The organism is Listeria rocourtiae subsp. hofi (assembly GCF_963575615.1).
Lineage (GTDB): Bacteria > Bacillota > Bacilli > Lactobacillales > Listeriaceae > Listeria_A > Listeria_A hofi.
Window position 1 is genome coordinate 1 of the sequence record NZ_CAUYTL010000038.1, and the last position, 21,861, is coordinate 21,861.

Sequence of the window (21,861 nt, forward strand, 5' to 3'; positions counted from 1 at the left end):
AATACGTATCCAAAATCTGCATTTAGATTTTGGATACGTATTTTTCTAGGTCAGAGAACCTTTTGTCTCAGACTCGTTTTTAGTTAAAATACTTTGATTTCTGAATTCGTCTTCTCAAAAAGCCGGCTCAATGTTTGCTCATGAAAAACAATAACCTCTTCCAAACCAGCCTGCGCACCATCTGAAACCGGATGGTGATACAAAATTTCCAAATTATGAAGCATCTGCTCCAAATCATGAATAAGCGACAACATCGGCTCTGTATCCTCCACTTTTGGTACAAAGCTACTATCATTCACAATCGTCATTCGCTCTTGCTTCAAGGCCTGCAAACCTTTCCAAGCCTCAATTAAATCATTATGAAGCGCTTCTTTACGATGATACTTCATAATGATTTTTTCGATTCGCACCAAACAAGCCTTGGCATGATCGTAAAATATCCGGTTCATCTCCGTTTTCTTTTTCGGATAAAAGGAGTAAACCAGAAAACCTATCGCTAAGCCTATTAGTGTATCTATCATCCGGTTATTAATATAAAGAACCGGCTCACCTTCTCCTTTTCCCACTAAAACCATGACTGTTATAACCGCTATAACTGGCGTAAACTTTCCAACAAACAAGTATCCCCACAAGACAGCAATTGTCGCTGCAATCGGTATCATAAAAAAGTGGTTGTCTGGAACAATAAAATAGAAAACAACGCCCGTCAGCCCACCGATAATCGTTCCCAAAATACGCTCCATACTTGATTTATACGTCGCACCTTTTGTTAATTGTGCAGTAATATAAATCGCATTAAATACATACGTTGGGTAAACAATATATTTCCCTAAAAAAGGATATAGTGCGACACAAACAAATAGGCTGACTAATACTTTAGCAACACGAGGGTCTAAGGCTAACCGCTCTTTGAATGACATCTTCATACTACTCCACCACCACTTAGCTTCTGCATATTCTCACGTATCGCTTCAATTCCTTTTGTAAACTCACTGATATGAAAACTTAGAACCTTATCTCCGCCAATCTCAGTCGCAACATCATTCATTCCCAGTTTGCTTAATTCGCTCTTGACAGTTTCATCTACTCGATATTCTCCCAATTCTGAAATCGTTAGCAAACTAAAATACGCCTGCAAATAAAATGCCAATGTTTTTTGATAAATCTCCACATGCCTCGGATTTCTTTTGCTTCCTTGCGAATATTCATGAATCAACATCTGTGACTGCACAAAAATACCATACAAAGGTTTAGGGCGGCCCGCTTCCTTTTTTGATAATATCGTTTCCAACTCTTTTTGGAGTAAAGACATCGTTTGTTTCATCAGCATCTGAATCGACCTCTCAATTGGAATGTGCACAAGTCGCACAATCAACCGTACCACGAAAAAAAAGAGACCAACATCAACTAATGCGATAAGCAATATGATCCAATAAGGCACACCCATACTTGAGGTATCGAGAAAAAATAAAGCCGTCCCAATCGCCATCGTTATCACCATGTATTTTTGGGGCATGATAAAATTGATTACTAGAAGCGTGATAACCATAACCAGCAAATAAACATAGACACTATTATCAAAAAACGTTGATGAAAAGCCTACAATAATACACGCCACCGTGAACATCAAACTGATTTTTGACATGGCTTTCTTTGTAAAGCCGCTCGTTGGCTGAATCAAGATAATCCCCATCAATAAAGCCATCGGGAGTAGGCCTATAAATTGTGGCACAATCAATGTATGGAAGCCGACGCAAATAACTGCAAAAATAAAGACTTGCAACATATGTATTAAACCTTTCATCCCAACTTTTGCTAAAATTAATTTTTTCATTCTGTGTTGTCCCCTTTTTGTTTTAGTATCATTTATAAACTTTATCGAATTTCGCTTCATTACGATAGCTGTTTATTATATACCCTTGTTACGTAACGAATAAGCGTCTTTATTAGGCAAAATAAAAAGGCCGCGTATCACTTTACACGCCAAGCCTTCTCACCCTATTGAATTTGTTCCTGTAAACGTTCGATGTCATCGTCACTACCAATCACAATGAGAACATCACTAGACTGCAATACGTCCGTTGCTTCTGGTGTAATAATCATCTGTTTATCACGCTTAATACCTACAATATTAACGCCAAACGAATTCCTGAAATCTAGTTCGTGTATGCTTTTACCAAGAAACTTGCGATTTGAAACGGAAATCTCGACCAAGCTGTACTCATCCGAAAGCTCCAAATAATCCAACATATTTTTAGAAACGATATAATGCGCAATTCGGCGACCCATATCGCGTTCGGGATGTACGACACGATCTGCCCCAATTTTATCAAGCAATTTCGCATGTTTATCATTCGTTGCTTTAGCCGTGACATACTTCACGCCCATCTCTTTTAAAATAAGCGTCGTCAAAATACTTGACTGAATATCCTCACCAATCGACACAATCACGTGTTCAAAATTCCGAATTCCAAGTTGGCGTAACGCATTCTCATCCGTTGAATTACAAATAACCGCATGCGTTGCAATCGACATAAATTCGTTAACTCGTTCTTCGCTTGAGTCAATTGCTAGCACCTCCATGCCCTGCTCGACAAGCGACTTACAAATACTGCCGCCAAAACGACCCAATCCAATAACTGCAAATCCTTCTTTCATCGTAAAAATCCACCCCTTTACTCTTTATCAACAAGGTCGTGTTTAAACGCATAAATCGCCGCTTGCGTACGGTCTTGCACATCCAACTTCGATAAAATATTACTCACATGTGTTTTCACCGTTTTTAGCGTAATAAAAAGCTCGTCTGCAATTTCCTGATTCGATTTACCTTCTGCAATCAATAGTAAAATCTCGTTTTCCCGATTCGTCAAATCATCGTGCAAATTCTTCTCTGGTTTCGCAGTCAAACGCTGCATCATTTTCCCAGTTACTTCTGGCTCTAAGACAGAATCTCCACCATATGTAGCACGAATCGCATCTGCAATCTCGCCCGCTGTCGATGTTTTCAGCATATAACTCGATGCACCCGCTTCAAGTGCTGGATACACTTTCTCATCATCAATAAAACTCGTCACAATGATAATTTTCGCCGTTTTCCATTGACGCATAATCTCCTGTGTCGCCTCTATGCCGTCCATTTCATCCATCACTAAGTCCATCAAAATGATATCCGGACGAAGCTCCATCGCCAGCTTGACGCCTTCCCGGCCATTCTCTGCCTCGCCAACGACTTCCATATCATCCTGAACCGAAAGATACGCGGAAACACCGATTCGCACCATTTCGTGATCATCTACAAGTAAAACTTTTATCATTCGCCGTCCACATCCTTTTTCTTCACCAGTGGAATCTTGATTTCCACGCTCGTTCCCTTTTTAGGAAAACTAATGATTTTAATCGAGCCACCAAATTCAGCCACCCGCTCACGCATATTTTGCAAACCATACGACCCAGTCTGCGGTTTATTCATATCAAATCCAATTCCATCATCGACCACTTTTAAAACGACTAAATTATCAATAACAATCATTCGAACTTCCAATAGATTCGCCTTTGAGTGACGCAACGTATTAGATAGCAATTCCTGCACAATTCGGAATAAATGGTCCTCGATACCTTTTTGGAACGAAATATCTTCAATCTGCCATTCAACCTGAATCGGTAACTTCGTCGTCAACTCTTTCAACAATAACTCAATTCCATTTTTCAACGACTTTCCTTCTAATTGAGTTGGACGTAGATGTAGCAATAACGCGCGCATTTCCGACTGCGATTCATTTACAATCGACTCGACCATTCGCAACTGCTTTTGCATCGTCGGCGTCGCATTCTTCTCGCTTTGTTCATTGAGTGCCGACAAAAGCATCATCGCCGCGAAAAGTTGCTGGCTCACAGAATCATGCAATTCCCGCGCAATCCGGTGTCGTTCCTCCGCCAAAATAGCCTCTTTCGATTGCCCTGTTGTCTCCGCACGCTCATTCGCGATTTCCTGCGTCATCATCGTCTGTGCCTTCATTTTGTAACGTAATCGCTCAATCTGTTTGTATACTTGTTGAATTTCCGCGTAAACTTCCTCTTCATCGGCCGGCTTCTTCTCCAATTCCCCTTGCTCCAAAAGTCTTAGTGAAAAATCGATTGCTTCAAATTTCCGCTTAATAATATAGCCAATTACCGCCCCGACAATGAGTCCGACAGAAACTGCCATCAATACAATAAACACTATAAAAGGCAAGAAAAAAATCTTTTTGCTAACCAAAAGGTCATACCATGAAATATCACTGCCAGATTGGTAAATTACCGTTGTTCCAAGCGTTGCAATTAATAACAAAGCCGTTGTAGTCGCCATCGAGGCACGTGTAAAGGTCATAGTCTAATCACCTCTAAATCGCCAAGCACGACAGACGTAATGATTTTCACCTTACGCGGTGCCTTTTCATAGTTATCCGAATAAAGCTTGATGGTATCATTTTGTACGATGGTACTTTTCTTATCATATTGTAAATGCCCGAAAATAGCTGAGTGTTCCAGACAAATTCCTAAATCAAACGGAACTAACAGGCGAATCTTGCCCGAAAAGCTCCGAATCAACACAACACTCTCACCTGTTGGTAAAACCGTGTTCCCAAGATCGATAATTGTGTCACCGATTCCCGTTTGAATGTTGATATCATCCCATTCATATACCACATCTAGTACCCGCTGATTACCAAACCACTGATTGCGAATAAACGTGTCACGCGGATTCAGGTTTTCTGCCGTTTCCTTCGTCTTTACCATCAACAACTGTGGCGCACGCTTACGGCTCACATAATAATATACTGCAAAAATCCCAGCGACGACCAAACCAATTTTGAATGTTGCCGTCAAAAGTACTGAAATCAAAATAAATACTGCCGCAATAAAGAGCCTTGTCCGAGCTTTCTTTTTCGGAATTCCTTCTTTGCGCGATGTAAATAAAAAGCAAATACCAATCGCAAACAGAACGAGCAATTCCCATCTGAAAAGCATTTCAAATGCGATACCCACTGCGATTAAAACTAAGAATAAGAAAATAAACGAACCTTCTAATTTTTTCATCTGAATACACCCCCTTTGTTGTCAAATTTTGAGTTAGACTCAACGAACGGGTAACTAGAATATTAACTTTCTGTCCCCATTATAAACAGCCCAGCCCAATCATAACAGCCGCTGTAGCTCGAACTATCTCTCCATCTTAAGTCTTATTTTTCGGTATCGTCCTCAGTCAAGTAAGTAAAGCCATCCTCTTGCTTGATACGGCGTTCTTTCATTAAGGTCCCTAGCGCTCGCTTAAATTGCGCCTTACTAACACCAAATTTAGCACGAATTGCATCCGGATCAGATTTATCGGAAAAAGCCATCTTACCACCAACACTTCGTAAGTACGTCAAAATCATTTCCGCATTATCGCCTAGCACTTCATGAACCCTTCCACGCAATGACAAATTCAATGTCCCGTCAGGCTTAACAGCAATCACGCGGGCATCCAATTTTTGCCCCAGACGCGGCTCCGATGTCCGCTCTGTCTCATGAATAAAGCCAACATGACCATCTTCTGTAATCACAAACGTTCCAACTTTCAATAAGCGATAAACCGTTCCTGTCACATTTTTGTTAAACATATCTTGCGTTGCCTTGGTCGAAATCGCTTTAAAATCATGTTCCTCACCGAGCACGCCCCAAATCCGTTCCTTCTCGTCCACCCGCAACATAATCATCAACCGGTCGTTCTTTTTCGGCCACAAATGGTTCAGCGCCGGCATATCATCCATCGAAACAACGACATCTTTTGGAATTCCGATATCAACAAATACACCTAAATCCTTACGTACATCCGTCACCGTACCCCAAGCAAACTTCCCAACTTGCACTTTGGGTATAATTGTTGTCGCCACAACCTCGTGATCATAATCACGGTAAATAAATACCGTTTCCGTGTCACCAACCGCCAAATCTAAATTAGACGCGTTCGTAAGTGGCAACTTCACTTCCACGCCACGTTTTTCAAGCATAAAGTACTCTTCCTCTTTTGCAATAACGGCCATCACTTGCGCCGTCCCAATCATATTTATCAACTTTTCCACCTCATTAGTTATTCTGTTCCTATTATAGCTTAAATCAAGAAGTCGGTACAGCCCCAGAAAAAAACCGAACCATCACTAGTTCGGCCTCCCCATTTTATTTTATCGCTTCCTGCAACGCCTTAATCTTCGCAACATCCAGCCCCTTACTGAAATCACCGTCAATGCGCGCGCCACCACCAACATGGTATTGCGTGTTCTGAAGCGTTTCGTGTAGCAAATTAATGTTATCTGGCGTCACACCACTCCCCACCAAAATTTCAAAAGAAGTCATGTCCGCTTGGCTGTCCGAAACCCACTTTTTCAAGCGATCAATCGTATCTGTTGCTTTATCTCCGCCACCTGACGTCAAAACTTGCGTAATGTTATTGCCATACTCCCGAAGAACCGCGTAAGCCTTATCAATATCTTGTGCACTCTCAATTGCTCGGTGGAAAGTCAAATCCATATCACCTTTCCAATCAATCACATTCTCCAATAAATCGCGATCAATCTGCCCCGATTTCGTTAACGCCCCAAAAACAATCCCATGTGCGCCAAGTTCATTTGCCATCAAAATATCTTCCTGCATAATAGCAATATCATATTCATCATAATGAAAAGAGTGGCTATGAGGACGAATCATGACCATCGCGGGAACTCTAATATCCTGCGTAATCTGTTTAATAACCCCGTAACTAGGCGTTAAACCACCTTCACTAATAGCTGAAACAACCTCTAAGCGATCCACACCAAAATGCTCCGCTTCCGATGCTTCACGTATATTCTCAACAATAACCTCAAGTACCATATTTTCCACTCCTTCACCTACTATAACTATGTACTATTTTATCTTAAATTCCTTCGAAAAGAAATGAAAAGCATTGCTCCGCAGAACAATGCCCTTCCAATTATTATTTTGCTTTCGACTCAAATACAACTGTATCGCCAGCAACAACATCAGTCACAGCTTTCCAATCAAAGTCATATTTATTCTCCATACTGTTTGTAACAACCATCGGAATCACCGTGCTACTTGCATTCTTCTCAATGAAATCAAGATCTGCTTCCACAATCGGCTGTCCCACAGTCACTTTATCGCCGAGAGATACGAGTACTTTGAAGCCCTCACCTTTTAATGCAACCGTTTCTAAACCGATATGAACAAGAATTTCCTGACCAAGTTCCGATCTAATACCAAACGCATGCAACGTATCAGCGATTTGAATAATTTCACCAGCAACTGGCGCTACAACCGTGCCACTTGTCGGTTTAACAGCAATACCCTCACCCATCATTTTTTGACTAAAAACTGGATCGGGAACGTCTTCTAATTTCACAAATTGTCCTGTTGCATGTGCCATTACCGCTTCTGCTTTATCTTTTTTAAACATTTTCTTAAACATAGTATCAATTCCTCCTAAAAGTTAGCCTACTTCTTATTGTACCTTATATCGGAACAAAAAGCTCGTAAAATTAAAATATTATTTCACATTATAAGGTGATTCGTGAAATTTAATTACGAAAACAATTATCTTGTTTACATTATAACATATGAAAAGACATTCTTACTTTTTTATCTAGACACATCTCGCTTCCTTTTGTTAGAATGATAGCAAGTCTTTATTTAGTAAAGGAAGTGACATATTGGGATTTGTAACACGATGGTTTGAAAATATTGATTGGGATAAAATTTGGCTAGCTTCTATTTCTAAAATAATTAGCATAGCTATTCTACTCATTTTATATTTTGTGCTTAGCTGGATTGGACGTAAATTAATTCGAAGCTTTTTTCAAAAATATCGTTCGCAGCAGATGGTCTCTGAAAGCCGCGCCAAGACACTAGAAGGCTTAATTATGAATGTTTTTGGTTACATTATGTTTTTTACTTTTGCAATTTTAATTTTGCAGAACTTCATCAACGTGACAGCAATAGTCGCGGGAGCTGGTGTCGCTAGTTTGGCCATCGCTTTTGGTGCACAAGGTCTTGTGAGCGATGTTGTGACCGGTTTTTTCATTTTATTGGAGCGACAGTTGGATGTTGGCGACAGTATTACGCTAGAGCAAGTGAATGGCCATGTAGAGACGCTTGGTTTGCGAACGACACAAGTGCGTGATTTCGATGGTACCTTGCATTTCATTCCGAATCGACAAATTATGATTGTCAGTAACCATTCTCGTGGTAATATGCGTATCTTAGTTGATATTCGCATTGCCCCGACAGCAAATGCAGAAAAAGCTATGGATATTATCAAAAACGTCTGTAAACAGGAAAAAGCCACAAATAAGAATATTGTTGACGGTCCTACTGTTCTTGGTGTTCAGGAAGTAAGCGCAACAAGTACCGTTATTCGTGTAATGGGAAAAGCTGTGAATGGTGAACAATTTGAAGTCCAACGTAATCTGCTGAAAGATATTCGTGAAGAGCTAGTTCGCAATGAAATTGAATTACCGCTTTCCTACCTAGCACCACTGGAACCTGGAAAGTAAGTGTCTGGAACATGCTAGTCAACCAGCAAAAAGCGCTCGCGTTGTCGGGGCTGATCGAATAAGTGATGCGTTACAGCCCCAATATACACATGAACAAAAAGTATGGTTAATTCTTTAGAAAAATTCCCTGAACACAAACACTTTCGCTTGATCTACTTAATCACGATTTCCGCCTTACTCCAAATAATGAGTAAGGCGGTTTTATTTTATTTGGAGTTTGTCCTGACTCCTCTTTTCATTCTATATTTTCCAAGTAACCAGTCAAAACTTCAATCGCAAATGGAATTGCTGCTTCATCTGGATTTAATTTCGAATGATGTAAGCTATATTCAGAATCGACGCCGAGCCAGAACATAAAGCCTGGAATTTTTTCTAGGAAATAGCCGAAATCCTCGCCAGTCATCGCTTCTTTACAGGAAATATAGCTTTCTGGATAATTTTTTTGCAAATAGTCGATGAATTTATTAGTTTCAGCCACATCATTGTCTACTTCCATATAATCGGAACCTGGAATGAAATTAACCTCACATTGATAGGCTTCTTCCCAACCTTTTGCGAGTTGCTTGAGACGCGTCCACACAATATCCATCGTCTCTTTGGAAAGCGTGCGAATCGTGCCATCCAAATAGGCTTCCTCAGCAATGACATTTTGAACCTCGCCACCGCGAATTTGGCCAATCGTGATAACCGCTGCGTCTAGTGGATCGATGTTACGACTAATAATCGTCTGCATCTGACCAACAAAAGCGCTTGCTGCTACGACCATATCATTCGCTAGATGAGGATATGCCGCATGCCCACCTTTTCCTTTGAACGAAATAAATAATTCAGAGGTATTCGCAAACAGGAGACCTGGCTTAACTGCTATTTGACCTGCTTTGTATTCTGGCGCGATATGAAGCCCAAACATCGTATCTGGCCACCAAGCTTTAAATTCTGAGCTTTCCATGATCGGTTTTGCACCACCTGGCCCTTCTTCTGCTGGCTGGAATACGAAAAGAAGATTATCACGCAACGGATTGCTCGCGAAATGAGTCAACAGGCCAAGCGCAATGCTCATATGACAATCATGACCACATGCATGCATTTTTCCTGAGTGAAGGCTTGCAAATGATAACCCCGTTTCTTCCGTGATTGGCAGTGCATCGATGTCTGTTCGGTAGCCAATTGTTTTCGTCGGTTTCGTCCCTGACACTCGTACTAAAATCCCTGTACGCCACGTTCTTATCTCCAAATTCGCTTGTGGTAATGTTGCTATGTAATCTAGTAAAAATTGCTGCGTTTTGAACTCTTCATAGCCGACTTCTGGGATTAAATGTAACTCTCGACGCAATTTTATGAATGGACTTAATTCAGTCATCCTTCTTCTCCTCCTAAAAAAGCGCCTACCTCTAGCAAAAGTTCGCACTTTCACTAAAGGTAAACGCTGAATCATTTCTTATAATTCGCGAAGTTCTTGCATAATTTCTGTTTTTGACTGCGTTTTCGCATCGATTTTCTTGATTTCTTTTGCAGGAATACCAGCAACAACTGTGTATGGTGCCACATCTTTTGTAACAATCGCACCTGCTGCAACAACAGCACCTTTCCCAACGCGTACGCCTTCTAAAACAACTACATTAGCACCAATTACAACGTCATCTTCAACAATAACTGGTTGCGCGGATGGTGGCTCAACAACGCCTGCTAGGACAGAGCCAGCTCCAACGTGACAGTTCTTACCAACCGTTGCGCGTCCACCGAGTACAACATTCATATCAATCATCGTGCCATCGCCAATCACCGAACCGATATTGATGCTTGCACCCATCATAATAACTGCATTATCGCCAATTTCAACTTGATCACGAATCACAGCACCTGGCTCAATGCGTGCATTAATATTCTTCATATCTAATAATGGAATTGCCGAATTACGACGATCATTTTCCACAACATAGTCCACTAGTTTACTCTTATTTTCCTCAAGAAGTTCACTAACAACAGCCCATTCGCCAAAAATTGTCCCAACTTCTCCCGTAATAAATGTCTTTACATCCTCTGGAAAATCAATACTCGAAAGTTCACCTTTGACATATACTTTCACCGGTGTAGCCTTTTTACTATTTTGAATGAATGAAATAATCTGATGTGCGTCCATTTGTTTCATGAATGAATAACCCCTTTCAAATATGTGCTTCTATCTAATAGTGCCATAGCTAGTAATGAGTTTCAAGATATTTATCTACAATTTCTAGAAACGCCTTCACTTGTGGCAATGCGAGTGATTGTTCATAGCCAATCAGCGACGTATCCCGACTTAAAATTTCCCCAGATTTATCGATGAGTGGAACCTTGTTAATATCTTCACTGGCCCCGATTAATGTGACTTCTGGCAAAATCGCAAAACCAATACCGTTAAAAGCCATTTGGCGACACGTCTCAATTTGATCCATTACCATCGCTTGTCGTGGCATCTTACCAAAATTGCGTTGCCAATAATCTTGAATTACCTGGTAATAATTCGAATCGCTCTGGAACTGAATGAACGGTCGCTCCGATTCTAATACCTCATCCAATTGCTTGATTTCTTTATCCACAAGAAAAAGCTTGTCTTGAAACAGCGGTTTTTGAACACTCTTCCAAGAAATATTGCCACGCACAATTCCCACATGCGCTGATCCATCCACAAGTGCTTGATGAATTTCACTACTCCAACCAGTAACAACTGAAATATGAACATCCGGATAAGCACTGATAAATTCTTTCAATACGCGTGGTAGCCACATTTGAGCAACAATGCTGGCACAAGCAATTTTCAACGTTCCACGAACAATGCCATCTTGCGCCTCTAAACGCTCTTGAATTTGACGCTCCCGCTCGATAACGCGTTCTGCATGTTGCACGATCGCCTCGCCTTCCGGTGTTAACAATAAACCTTTTTGCGTGCGCAGAAAAATTTTCGTTTCCCATCTACTTTCAATTGTTTGAAGTCTCTGTGAGAGCGCTGGTTGTGACAGAAATAGCTTCTCAGCACTTTTTCGCATATTGAGTTCTGCCGCTAAGCAAACTAATAATTCATATTCTGTGACAATCAATCGACTCTCTCCTATCTACTCATGAATATAGCGTTGTACTTGTTTTAAGATAACATGACGCGTGATAATTCCTTCAAAAATTCCTGCCTCATCAACGACGCAGATAAACGGATTATCAACGAGTAACTTCACGATTTTCTCCACATCGTGCGAATTTATCAAAACTGGAATCTTCGTCTGCATTACATCTTCTACTTTTAGCGTTTCTAAGCGTTCATATTCGATACGCTCTAATCCAAGAATCGAATCGGTTATCATAGCCGAGCTAATCAATCCATGTAATTTAAATTCAAAATCAAGGACTGGAATGACCGAATAACCACACTTCGTCAAAACTAGCAACGCATGCTCTAAGTTGTTTCCCATTTGGACGTGCGCTACTTTTTCGGCGGATATAATATAATTTTCTAATTTATCATTCAAAAAATTTCCTAGTCTACTAGAGATCATAAAAATCTCCCTCATCTCTGTTCTTTATTGGCGTGTTGGAAAGTTGACTCCCAACCTTTAGCAATAGCCCTCGCTATTCTAATCCCCTTGTGTATTTATCCCAAAAGAGAATAGTTCAAACCTGCTCATGCCCATTTTACCATAAAGAAAGCCGTTTCAAAAGGGAATGGGGTTGAGAATGAGTAATTAAAGAGAATAATATTACATGTAGTTCGCTGAATTAGAACCTCAATATGCATGAGAGCAAAGTGAGCATGTAATCCTTGTACTCCGTCACGTGATGCGCCTCCGGATCCAGCCTCTACAGCCAACCTCTTGGAAATTTCGTGGCCTCCGTAAAAATCAAAAGAGGATTTTCACTGCGCCCCCTAACAATTTCTGTCGAGGTTAAACGGGCTGTTTCCGCTTTTCAATCACAAAAAGATTACCAAAAGCAACAGAGTTTGTCGTCTTTGGTAATCTTTCCGTTACTATTTACTTGGAGACTAGTCTTGTTTCGTAATTAATCGCTTACTGTAGGATTTCGAAAATTTCAAGTGTGGTCATATCAATATCATCAAATTGATACTTGTTTTTATCTCCATAAATTTCAACTTCATAAGAATTCGAAGCATGGAAATATCTTACTTCACACAACGGCTCTCCATCTTTTTCGAATCTTCGTGATTGTGTATCCGCCGTTTCATCCTCTTGCATTGCTTGTAAACGTTGAATAATTCCCAATAACTGAGACATTGTACATTCTCCTCTCTATTCAACTATCGATTATCATTTGTTTAAAACCGTACTAACAGATTTTATCGCACCTTACACCTATTTAGCAAGCGTTCTGTAAAATTTATAATAAACAAATAATTTATGACTCGTTATTACTGCTTTCCTCCTATCTCATCCTTTGAAACCTATTTTATCTTCAAACAATAAAAAAAACCATAGAATCAGGCTTTAAATTCCTCATTCCACAGTCTATTGTCCAGAACCCTAACCTTGATTCTTATTTTTATTTATGGTTGTATCCAGCATCATTTTCACTGAACGCATAATTGTTTTTTGACGATGAAAACCTTTCACGCACACCGTTTGCTCATTTAGGGTTGTATAAACCTCACCCCAGGAACCAACTGGATTAAAACCATATACATGCAATTTCAACATCCCGTCTTTTGTCGGGAAATAAAATGATTCTACTTTGCCTGTTTTATTCAAATGCCATCAAGCCCCTTCTAATTGAAAATGATTATCATTACTGTTAGTATACTCGAAAATTCATTAGAATACAAGTCGTCTTTGAAAAAGTTATCCGATAATTCAAGAAATGTTACATTATTTAACGAAAGTCGTGAAGAAGCTGACACATTTGCGATTTTTTTGATTTTTTTATCTAATTTCACTTTTTTCTCCACGCTTTTTCCGGTATAATTAGTTATAACTGGAAAGGAGGGATACAATGCCTACTGCGAGCAAAAAAATTGCTGAAGCGATCTTTATTGTGAATCGCCATAGCAAAGCCGCAATCGATCCACGCTATCTTTATCAATTGAAGAAAGCTGCGATTGAAAAACTACTACACGAAGGCCATGCGAAAAAGCTAGGTCTCCAATTTTCAAACAATCCAAAAAAGTCCTACCAACATTCTAATCTTCTCATTGATTGCCACGGTTTCCTGTTTCATCTTCCACCGCAAAAAAAAGATATGAAAGACCTACCGCACCTTGGGACTATGCAGCCAATTAAAACAACGAATCAAGTCAGAATGTCGCTGTCACACGCAAAAACAACACTAGAGAATTACACTGGCGTCAAACCAGATCCTCTCAAGAAATCCGCGTTCTATGAAAATGCCTCCCCATATTTCCGCTAATAAAGTGTTGAGCCTAGTTTACTTCTTAACCAATAAGGAATTAGTTTGGTGTCCTATAGAAAGGGAGTTTATTCATGTCAAAACAGTTAAGACAAGCTGTACAAGAGATTGAAATTAGTGGCATTCGGAAATTTAACACGCGAGTTGCTGAGATCCCTAATATGATCAGATTAACGCTTGGCGAACCAGATTTCCCGACGCCGGAGCACGTGAAACAAGCTGCGATTGAAGCAATTCATAATGATTTTACAAACTATACGCCAAATGCTGGAACGCCAGAGCTTTTAAAAGCTGCCTCACATTATTTTCATGAAAAATACGATTTGGACTACAATACCAATGAAATTATTGTGACAGTAGGTGCGACAGAAGCAATTAATGTGGCACTACAGACCATTTTAGAAGCTGGTGATGAAGTTTTACTGCCAGACCCAATTTATCCTGGATATGAGCCTTTAATCCACTTGATGGAGGCTACAGCGATTAAAATAGATACGACCGAAACGGCTTTCAAATTGACCGCAGAACAACTACGCGCATCGATTACACCAAAAACAAAAGCGCTAATTTTGCCATATCCATCTAATCCAACCGGCGTAACGCTAACAGTGGAAGAGTTAGAGCAGATTGCAGAAGTTGTTCGTGAAACTGGTATTTTTGTCATTGCAGATGAGATTTATAGTGAGCTTACATTCTTTGGCACACATACTTCCATCGCAACAATGATCCGTGAGCAAACCATTGTTATTAACGGGTTATCCAAATCCCACGCAATGATTGGTTGGCGTATAGGCTTTTTAATGGCTCCGGAGGCAATTACAAATCAGATGATAAAGGTTCATCAATATTCGGTTACATGTGCGTCTTCTATCTCTCAGAAAGCTGCTGAAGAGGCATTGCTTCGTGGTAAAGATGATGCAGTGCAAATGCGAACAGAGTACAATACACGCGCTGGTTTCGTTCAAGACCGTCTCACTAAAATGGGCTTCTCGATTATCCGGCCCGATGGTGCTTTTTACTTCTTCGCAAAACTGCCAGATGCCATCCAAAAAAATTCTTTTGACTGGGCAATCGAACTTGCTGAAACTGCTAATGTGGCTGTTGTTCCAGGATCGGCTTTCTCCGAAAAAGGCGATCGCTACTTCCGGCTCTCATTTGCCGCTTCATTCATTCAATTGGCAGAAGCAATGGATCGAATGAGTACATTCATGGAAAAATATGAATAAATAAAGCTCTGTACATGACGCATGATTCCGCGTTAGGCACAGAGCTTTTTGGTTATTTTTCGTAGTATTTAATTAGTGTCTGCGTGCCATTATCAGCAAACCCCGACTCAGCTAATTGTTGATACATCTGCTCTGCCATTGCAAGCCCTGGAAGTTCTAGTCCCATTTGTTTCGCCTCATCCAACGCAATTCGCATATCTTTGATGAAATGCTTTATAAAGAACCCTGGCGAAAAATCATCCTTTAGCACCCGCGGAATCAAGTTCGATAAAGACCAACTACCTGCCGCACCACCAGATATCGATGCCAAAACATTTTCGGGATTCAACCCTGCTTTCTTCGCGTAAACAATCGCTTCTGTAACTCCAATCATATTTGACGCAATCGCGATTTGATTCACCATCTTAGTATGTTGACCAGCTCCTGATCCTCCTTGCAAAATAACACTCTGCCCCATCGCTTTCAAAACCGGTTCCACAGCTGAAAAATTCGCCTCATCTCCACCTACCATAATAGTAAGCGTACCATTTTTCGCACCAATATCCCCACCGGAAACAGGCGCATCGAGTACCGAAATCCCCGCTTCTTTTCCTTCATCCGCAATTTTTTTAGCAAGATTTGGCGAAGAAGTCGTCATATCAATTGCAAAAGCCCCAGCACGTAGCGTTGTCAAAAAGCCATCCTCTGCCAAATAAAGTTGCTCGACATCCGTTGGGTAGCCCACCATCGTAATTAGCACATCCACGTTCGGTGCCAGTGTTTGCGGCGTATCATACCAAATAGCCCCAGATTCTATCACCGCATCAGCCTTCTCTTTCGTTCTCGTATAAATATGTACCTCAAATCCCGCCTTCATCAAATTCCGAATCATACTCGCACCCATGACACCAACACCAACAAACCCAACCTTCTTCATTCCAAAACTCCTCCTTTATATCGATCAATTTTCGTATAGACAAAGTTTACATCTGGTCAGAGAAAATTGCAAATTGAAGTGATTAAAAACAGGATGGAGAGGAGAATTATCAATGGTTAGCCAGGAATAGAGGCCAAGTTGGGGCTAATATTTCACATTACTTAGATAAAAACCATGACGGCAAGCGCTGGGTTAATCCGGTTGTTGGTATTTACATTTCACATTACTTAGATAAAAACACAGTGGGATGTTGGAGAGTATGTAATTTTCCTTATTTACATTTCACATTACTTAGATAAAAACAAAGAACTTGACAAACAGATTGAAGAAGTGGTAACAATTTACATTTCACATTACTTAGATAAAAACGTAATTCTACAGGGAAAATGAGTGCATGGTATGGATTTACATTTCACATTACTTAGATAAAAACTCGTGACTTTTCAGCCTTACTCCCATCATACCTAAAGACACCAAATCTGTCGACCGATAGTAAATCTTCACTTTTAAACCGTCTAACCTTACAGAAATCTCTATCAAAATTGACTTAAACCCTTTGATACCAATTATTAAAGGAAATCTGTCGATGCCCCGTAATTTTTGCACTACTAGCGGTCGACAGATTTTTTCACTTCGCAAACAAAAACCCGAGGATCTCTCCTCGGGCTTTTCAAAAAAACTAATTACTCTGCTGTGTATTTGTTAACCAAAGCCACAACATCTTCCTCAGTTGCTTGTTGTAATGCTTCTTCCGCTAATTTCGCCATTTCTGTGCGATCTAAGCGTTTGATTAGTGAACGTGATTTCAGGATACTTGATGCGCTCATAGAGAACTCATCTAAGCCCATGCCAAGCAATAATGGTACAGCTGTTTGATCGCCAGCCATTTCGCCACACATACCAGCCCATTTACCTTCTTTATGCGCTGCGTCGATAACCATCTTCACAAGGCGTAAAATAGAAGGATTATATGGTTGATACAAATAGGAAACCTGCTCGTTCATACGGTCTGCTGCCATTGTATATTGGATTAAATCGTTTGTTCCGATACTAAAGAAATCAACTTCCTTCGCAAACTGATCGGCTAGAATTGCTGCTGCTGGAATTTCAATCATAATACCAAGTTCAATTGTGTCAGATACTGCCACACCTTCTGCTAAAAGTTCTTTCTTCGCGTCTTCCAAAAGTCCTTTGGCTTGGCGGAATTCATTAACTGTAGCAATCATTGGGAACATGATTTTTAGATTGCCGTGAACACTTGCGCGCAGTAAAGCACGTAATTGCGTACGGAATAATTCTTTATTCGCAAAACATAAACGAATCGCACGGAAACCAAGGAATGGATTCATTTCATGTGGCAAGTCAAGGTATGGCAACGTTTTGTCCCCACCGATATCAAGAGTACGAACAACAACAGCTTTTCCGTCCATGCCAGAAAGCACGGCTTTGTAAGCTTCATACTGCTCTTCCTCAGTTGGGAAGTTGTCTCGACCCATGTACAAGAATTCTGTACGATAAAGTCCGACTCCTTCTCCACCATTCGCGATAACACCTGTCAAATCTTCTGGCGTACCAATATTGGCGCCAAGTTCCACATGATGACCATCTTTAGAAACGGTTGCTTCGTTTTTAAGTTTATTCCATTCTGCTTGTTGTGCTGCAAAATCAGATTTTACTTTTTCATAATGAGCGATTTGGTCAGCAGTTGGGTCAATGATAACATTTCCTTCCAAGCCGTCCACGATGATTATTTGTCCTTCGTTCGTATCATGAGTGATTTCACCAGTACCTACAACAGCAGGAATCTCTAATGAACGCGCCATGATTGCCGAGTGAGAAGTACGTCCGCCGATATCTGTTACGAAACCTTTAACAAAATTACGGTTCAATTGTGCTGTATCAGAAGGTGTCAAGTCTTTAGCGACTACAACAACTTCCTCATCGATTAACGCCGGGTTCGGAATCGTTACGTCCAAAAGATGTGATAAAACACGCTTGCGAACATCACGAATATCAGCCGCACGTTCACGCATGTACTCGTTATCCATTGATTCAAACATGCCAATAAACATGTCTGTTGTTTCTTGTAAAGCAGATTCTGCATTCACTTTATTGTTCGTAATATTTTCAGAAATTGGTGTAATAAGTTCTGGATCATTTAAAACCAAAAGATGCGCATCAAAAATTTGAGCTTTATCTTCGCCTAAGCTTTCCTTCGCGATATCACGAATTTTGCCAAGCTCAGATCCAGAAACTGCAACCGCATCCTGAAAACGTTTAACTTCGGCTTCTGTATCAGCAACTTCCGTTTTGTCAAAAGACAAGTCTGGCTCCACTAATAAGTAAGCTTTCGCGATAGCAATGCCATCGGATGCTGCGATACCTTTTAATTCCTTAACCATTACTCAGCCAAGCCTTCTTTTTTAAGTACTTCTGTTAGGCCAACGATTGCGTCTTTCTCATCGCTACCTTCAGCGTAAATTGTGATGTCAGCGCCTTTACCAATACCTAAAGACATAACGCCCATGATTGATTTCAGGTTAACTTTTTTCCCAGTGTACTCAATTTGTACATCTGAACTGTATTTGCTTGCCGCTTGAACTAAAAGAGTTGCTGGGCGTGCGTGAATTCCTGTTTCATCGATTACTACAAAGCTTGCTTGTTCCATAATTTACATTCTCCTTCATATAAGAAATTTTATTGTGACTTTCCTCACTAAAAAAAAATTCAGCAAAAAAAGACTATCCCTCAATTAAAAAGATTACCATGTTTTCGCGCCCGACACAACTATTTGGTGCAAATTTATTCTGATTTTAAAAATTTTCTTTAAAAACGCTATCATTTAGTTAAGATATCTTCCAATCCCAGACTTTTTCACAACGCTTACAAGGTCTTTCATTTGCATTCTAATCATCTTTCAGGCAAAATGAAGTCAACGTTTTATATTTAGTGAATTGCTTTAGTAACGTTTCTATGAATCGGGAGTGATAAACATGGCAAAAGCACAAGTAGGAGACATTATTGAGTTCAAAGATGGTTTAACAGGTGTTGTTGAAAAAATAAACGAAAATTCTGTCATTGTAGATTTAACATTAATGGAAAATTTCAAAAAGCTAGCCATCGAAGAAAAGACAGTAGTCAATCATAAAAAATACAAGATTGTACATTCAGTAGATGACGAAAAATAGCCACTACTATTGTTCATGATTTTCCGTAAACGTCAGCGTGTTAGCAAACATTTAATTGCTAGGAAAAAGCAAATACCAAAGTGACTACACAAGCTTTGGCATTTGGTTTTTAACAGTGAAATTGAGTGTTTGTTGGCACGCTGAAACCATTTTCATATGATTTTCTATTTATAAAAACTGCGAATTTGGGAGTGAGTAAGCATGTCGAAAAAAATCGTGATAATTGGTGCCGGACCAGGTGGACTAGCGGTTGCTATGCAACTAACAGAACAAGGTCACGACGTACATATCTATGAAAAAGCTACCGAAATTGGTGGCAGGACCTCTCTTTTAAAACAAGATGGCTTCTCTTTTGATTTAGGTCCAACTGCATTAAATATGCCGAATGTGCTAACGGCTTTATTTGCAGATTGTAACCGCAATATTCAAGATTATATCAAACTGATTTCACTAGACCCCCTTTACAGTCTATACATAGATGACATTGTTTTCAGTCCATCTCCCGACCAAGATAAGACAAAAAAAGAGATTGCACAACTTTTTCCCGGTGAGGAAGAGCATTATGATCAATTTATGCGTGATAATGCCAAGAAAATGATTTACTTGTTACCTATCTGGCAAGAACCTTTTACATCATTGTGGTCCGTTTTTCGCTTGCGAACATTGCGCGCACTTCCTAGCCTTACACTTGGTAACCACTTAATCGATGAACTTGCTAAATATTTTGAAGATAAGCGATTACGTCTCGCTTTTTCTTTTGAAACTAAGCTTTTAGGAATGTCCCCTTGGCAAACACCCGGTGCTTTTTCTGTTATTCCTTTTTCCGAGCACTATTTTGGCGTTTTTCATATTATTGGTGGGATCAATCGTCTCACATATGCTATGAGTGAAATCGTACAAGAAAATGGGGGAACCATTCATTTAAACCAATGCGTGCAACAAATAAATGTAACCTCAAAAAAAATTACATCTCTAACGCTGGAAAATGGAGAAACAGTTGAGGGCGATTATTTCTTTTTAAATGCAGACTACGCATATGCTATGAGCCATCTTTTTTCTTCCCAAAAAGCACCTACTAATCTAAAGAAATTAACTAAGAAAAAATACTCATGCTCTGGTTTCGTTATGTACCTTGGCTTGAATACGACGCTCCCACTAAATGTACACACCGTTATTTTTCCTAGTGACTTTCGTATTCATATGGATCAAATCATGCATCAAAGCATCATCCCCGAAGAATTATCGATTCATTTAACCTATCCTACAGCTGTTGATAAGACAATGGCGCCAAAAGATATGTCAACACTTCGCATTCTAGTCCCTGTTCCAAACAATAACAGCAATATCGACTGGGGAAAAGAATACTCCATCATGCGCGAGCTAATTTTTAAAACGATTGAAAAGAAATTAAGGTTAAATAATTTAGAATCTCATATCCTCACTGAAAAAATTATCACACCCTATGATTGGGAAAACGATTTCCATATTTTTAAAGGCGCCATTTTCAACCTTACACATCAGTTATCACAATTAGGTCCATTTCGACCAAATAAAATACCAGCCGTCAAAAATATGAAAATTGTAGGCGGAGCGGTACATCCAGCAAACAGTCTTCCCTTTATTTTAGAAAGTGCCAATATCGCTGTTCGTCAGTTCAATAAAGAATTGATGTAAGAAAAAAACTGCTGTCTCCACTCACACAACAGTTTTTTTCTTTATATCATTTTCTAAACTTAAGTAATAACAGACCGTAAACAAAATGTTTCCTACTAGAGTAATGAGTATAATACTCCACAGTCCCATGAAATAACCTAGAACAAGAAAAAAAGAAAGAACAATCCAATAAACGAGTACAAGTTCCGATTTTAATGTTGGGAAATGTAGCTTGCCCCATTGATCTGTTAAGCTAAGCATAAAATAAATCATCAAATGAAGTATTAAGCCAAGCGTCCACCAATTCGCTACATCTGTCATTTGAATAATGGTCAAGGTGGTGCTATCAATAGCAGATTGCTTTACTTGCATCGCAACAGGTTCTATCAACATTTCAAATACCATAACCATGGTAGCAGCGATAATTGCATAAATACCACCACGAATCCAATCTATTTTAATTTTCAACGTTATTTCCCGGGAAATAACATGTGTCCCAACAATTAAAACTAGCCAAATAAACCCAAATGCAACCGGTATCCCATTGATTACAAGCCCAAAATCTGTTGTAACGTTGCCAGACTGTCCTGCACTTGTAAGACTCGTTTGCATCCATTCAATACTTGTGCTAACTGCAAAAATCAAAATAGTAATCGCCGAACCCAAACCCTTACCATATTGTAAAATTAAAAAAATGACTGCAAAAAAACCTGATACAATAAAAAATAAGGCATGAATCTCAGTCAAACGAAGTGGCAATACATTCAGAACAATCAGTATCACTGCAATGAAAAAAAGGGCCATGTAAAGCCAAACAAAAAATCGAAATCTTTTCTCTACCATGAAAGCAATCAACTCCTATCCCCTAATTATAAATGTTTTCAGGAAAACTACAATCAATTACAAAAAAACAGTCGCCAAAA

24 protein-coding genes are annotated in these 21,861 nt (G+C 39.7%); 5 read left to right on the top strand and 19 right to left on the bottom strand.

Annotated features, from left to right (window positions below; translation table 11 throughout):
• Positions 1 to 83: 83 nt before the first annotated feature.
• From R8925_RS13485 to R8925_RS13525, 9 genes are all read right to left on the bottom strand, one after another.
• A complete protein-coding gene (locus R8925_RS13485; RefSeq protein WP_430536323.1) occupies positions 84 to 926 on the bottom strand; it encodes an FUSC family protein in 843 nt (280 codons plus the stop codon).
• On the bottom strand, positions 923 to 1,834 hold the full coding sequence (locus tag R8925_RS13490) for a hypothetical protein (protein WP_430536324.1): 912 nt from the start codon (positions 1,832 to 1,834) through the stop codon (positions 923 to 925). Before R8925_RS13490 ends, R8925_RS13485 begins: the two co-directional genes overlap by 4 nt.
• Before the next feature lie 164 nt (positions 1,835 to 1,998).
• Positions 1,999 to 2,658, bottom strand: coding sequence for a potassium channel family protein (locus R8925_RS13495; protein WP_430536325.1), 660 nt, complete (start codon positions 2,656 to 2,658; stop codon positions 1,999 to 2,001).
• A gap of 17 nt (positions 2,659 to 2,675) precedes the next feature.
• Entirely contained in the window at positions 2,676 to 3,314 is a 639-nt protein-coding gene (locus R8925_RS13500) for a response regulator (protein ID WP_430536326.1), read from the bottom strand.
• Positions 3,311 to 4,366 (bottom strand): sensor histidine kinase, encoded by a 1,056-nt coding sequence (locus R8925_RS13505; RefSeq protein WP_430536327.1) that lies wholly within the window; start codon positions 4,364 to 4,366, stop codon positions 3,311 to 3,313. The genes R8925_RS13500 and R8925_RS13505 overlap by 4 nt, the downstream gene beginning before the upstream one ends.
• On the bottom strand, positions 4,363 to 5,076 hold the full coding sequence (gene liaF, locus R8925_RS13510) for a cell wall-active antibiotics response protein LiaF (RefSeq protein ID WP_430536328.1): 714 nt from the start codon (positions 5,074 to 5,076) through the stop codon (positions 4,363 to 4,365). The genes R8925_RS13505 and liaF overlap by 4 nt, the downstream gene beginning before the upstream one ends.
• A 143-nt stretch (positions 5,077 to 5,219) precedes the next feature.
• On the bottom strand, positions 5,220 to 6,092 hold the full coding sequence (locus R8925_RS13515) for a CvfB family protein (protein ID WP_430536329.1): 873 nt from the start codon (positions 6,090 to 6,092) through the stop codon (positions 5,220 to 5,222).
• A gap of 103 nt (positions 6,093 to 6,195) precedes the next feature.
• Entirely contained in the window at positions 6,196 to 6,888 is a 693-nt protein-coding gene (locus R8925_RS13520) for a copper homeostasis protein CutC (RefSeq protein ID WP_430536330.1), read from the bottom strand.
• A 103-nt stretch (positions 6,889 to 6,991) separates the two neighbouring features.
• Complete coding sequence (locus tag R8925_RS13525; protein ID WP_430536331.1) at positions 6,992 to 7,483, bottom strand: PTS sugar transporter subunit IIA; 492 nt, start codon at positions 7,481 to 7,483, stop codon at positions 6,992 to 6,994.
• Positions 7,484 to 7,724: 241 nt separating this feature from the next.
• On the opposite strand from R8925_RS13525, the gene R8925_RS13530 reads away from it, so the two are divergent.
• The gene (locus R8925_RS13530; protein WP_430536332.1) at positions 7,725 to 8,567 is read left to right on the top strand and encodes a mechanosensitive ion channel family protein; all 843 of its coding nucleotides are present in this window, start codon (positions 7,725 to 7,727) and stop codon (positions 8,565 to 8,567) included.
• A 235-nt stretch (positions 8,568 to 8,802) separates the two neighbouring features.
• Here the strand turns inward: R8925_RS13530 and R8925_RS13535 are convergent, their stop codons facing one another.
• The 6 genes from R8925_RS13535 to R8925_RS13560 form a co-directional block, all read right to left on the bottom strand.
• Entirely contained in the window at positions 8,803 to 9,927 is a 1,125-nt protein-coding gene (locus R8925_RS13535) for an N-acetyldiaminopimelate deacetylase (RefSeq protein ID WP_430536333.1), read from the bottom strand.
• Between the two features lie 78 nt (positions 9,928 to 10,005).
• On the bottom strand, positions 10,006 to 10,716 hold the full coding sequence (gene dapD / locus R8925_RS13540) for a 2,3,4,5-tetrahydropyridine-2,6-dicarboxylate N-acetyltransferase (protein ID WP_430536334.1): 711 nt from the start codon (positions 10,714 to 10,716) through the stop codon (positions 10,006 to 10,008).
• Positions 10,717 to 10,765: 49 nt separating this feature from the next.
• Positions 10,766 to 11,644, bottom strand: coding sequence for a transcriptional regulator CcpC (ccpC, locus tag R8925_RS13545; protein ID WP_430536335.1), 879 nt, complete (start codon positions 11,642 to 11,644; stop codon positions 10,766 to 10,768).
• A 15-nt stretch (positions 11,645 to 11,659) separates the two neighbouring features.
• Positions 11,660 to 12,094 (bottom strand): cyclic-di-AMP-binding protein CbpB, encoded by a 435-nt coding sequence (gene cbpB, locus R8925_RS13550; protein ID WP_430536336.1) that lies wholly within the window; start codon positions 12,092 to 12,094, stop codon positions 11,660 to 11,662.
• A gap of 510 nt (positions 12,095 to 12,604) precedes the next feature.
• Positions 12,605 to 12,829: a YkuJ family protein gene (locus R8925_RS13555; protein WP_036072214.1), complete on the bottom strand. Its 225-nt coding sequence runs from the start codon at positions 12,827 to 12,829 to the stop codon at positions 12,605 to 12,607.
• A gap of 246 nt (positions 12,830 to 13,075) precedes the next feature.
• Entirely contained in the window at positions 13,076 to 13,300 is a 225-nt protein-coding gene (locus R8925_RS13560; protein ID WP_430536337.1) for a hypothetical protein, read from the bottom strand.
• A gap of 241 nt (positions 13,301 to 13,541) precedes the next feature.
• On the opposite strand from R8925_RS13560, the gene R8925_RS13565 reads away from it, so the two are divergent.
• Both R8925_RS13565 and R8925_RS13570 read left to right on the top strand, forming a co-directional pair.
• Complete coding sequence (locus tag R8925_RS13565) at positions 13,542 to 13,955, top strand: YkyB family protein (RefSeq protein ID WP_430536338.1); 414 nt, start codon at positions 13,542 to 13,544, stop codon at positions 13,953 to 13,955.
• 74 nt (positions 13,956 to 14,029) lie between these two features.
• Positions 14,030 to 15,181, top strand: a complete 1,152-nt coding sequence (locus R8925_RS13570) for an aminotransferase class I/II-fold pyridoxal phosphate-dependent enzyme (protein ID WP_430536339.1) — start codon at positions 14,030 to 14,032, stop codon at positions 15,179 to 15,181.
• Between the two features lie 52 nt (positions 15,182 to 15,233).
• On the opposite strand, the gene R8925_RS13575 is transcribed toward R8925_RS13570, so the two are convergent.
• The 3 genes from R8925_RS13575 to R8925_RS13585 all read right to left on the bottom strand — a co-directional run bounded on the left by R8925_RS13575 (position 15,234) and on the right by R8925_RS13585 (position 18,765).
• Positions 15,234 to 16,097, bottom strand: a complete 864-nt coding sequence (locus tag R8925_RS13575) for an NAD(P)-dependent oxidoreductase (protein ID WP_430536340.1) — start codon at positions 16,095 to 16,097, stop codon at positions 15,234 to 15,236.
• A gap of 683 nt (positions 16,098 to 16,780) precedes the next feature.
• Positions 16,781 to 18,499, bottom strand: a complete 1,719-nt coding sequence (gene ptsP / locus R8925_RS13580) for a phosphoenolpyruvate--protein phosphotransferase (RefSeq protein ID WP_430536341.1) — start codon at positions 18,497 to 18,499, stop codon at positions 16,781 to 16,783.
• Entirely contained in the window at positions 18,499 to 18,765 is a 267-nt protein-coding gene (locus R8925_RS13585) for a phosphocarrier protein HPr (RefSeq protein ID WP_036058844.1), read from the bottom strand. The genes ptsP and R8925_RS13585 overlap by 1 nt, the downstream gene beginning before the upstream one ends.
• Before the next feature lie 325 nt (positions 18,766 to 19,090).
• On the opposite strand from R8925_RS13585, the gene R8925_RS13590 reads away from it, so the two are divergent.
• Together R8925_RS13590 and R8925_RS13595 are read left to right on the top strand one after the other, a co-directional pair.
• The gene (locus tag R8925_RS13590; protein WP_036072223.1) at positions 19,091 to 19,285 is read left to right on the top strand and encodes a YkvS family protein; all 195 of its coding nucleotides are present in this window, start codon (positions 19,091 to 19,093) and stop codon (positions 19,283 to 19,285) included.
• A gap of 201 nt (positions 19,286 to 19,486) precedes the next feature.
• A complete protein-coding gene (locus R8925_RS13595) occupies positions 19,487 to 20,959 on the top strand; it encodes a phytoene desaturase family protein (protein WP_430536342.1) in 1,473 nt (490 codons plus the stop codon).
• A gap of 21 nt (positions 20,960 to 20,980) precedes the next feature.
• Here R8925_RS13595 and R8925_RS13600 read toward each other — a convergent pair whose 3' ends face one another.
• Complete coding sequence (locus tag R8925_RS13600; RefSeq protein WP_430536343.1) at positions 20,981 to 21,781, bottom strand: DUF422 domain-containing protein; 801 nt, start codon at positions 21,779 to 21,781, stop codon at positions 20,981 to 20,983.
• Positions 21,782 to 21,861: the final 80 nt, after the last annotated feature.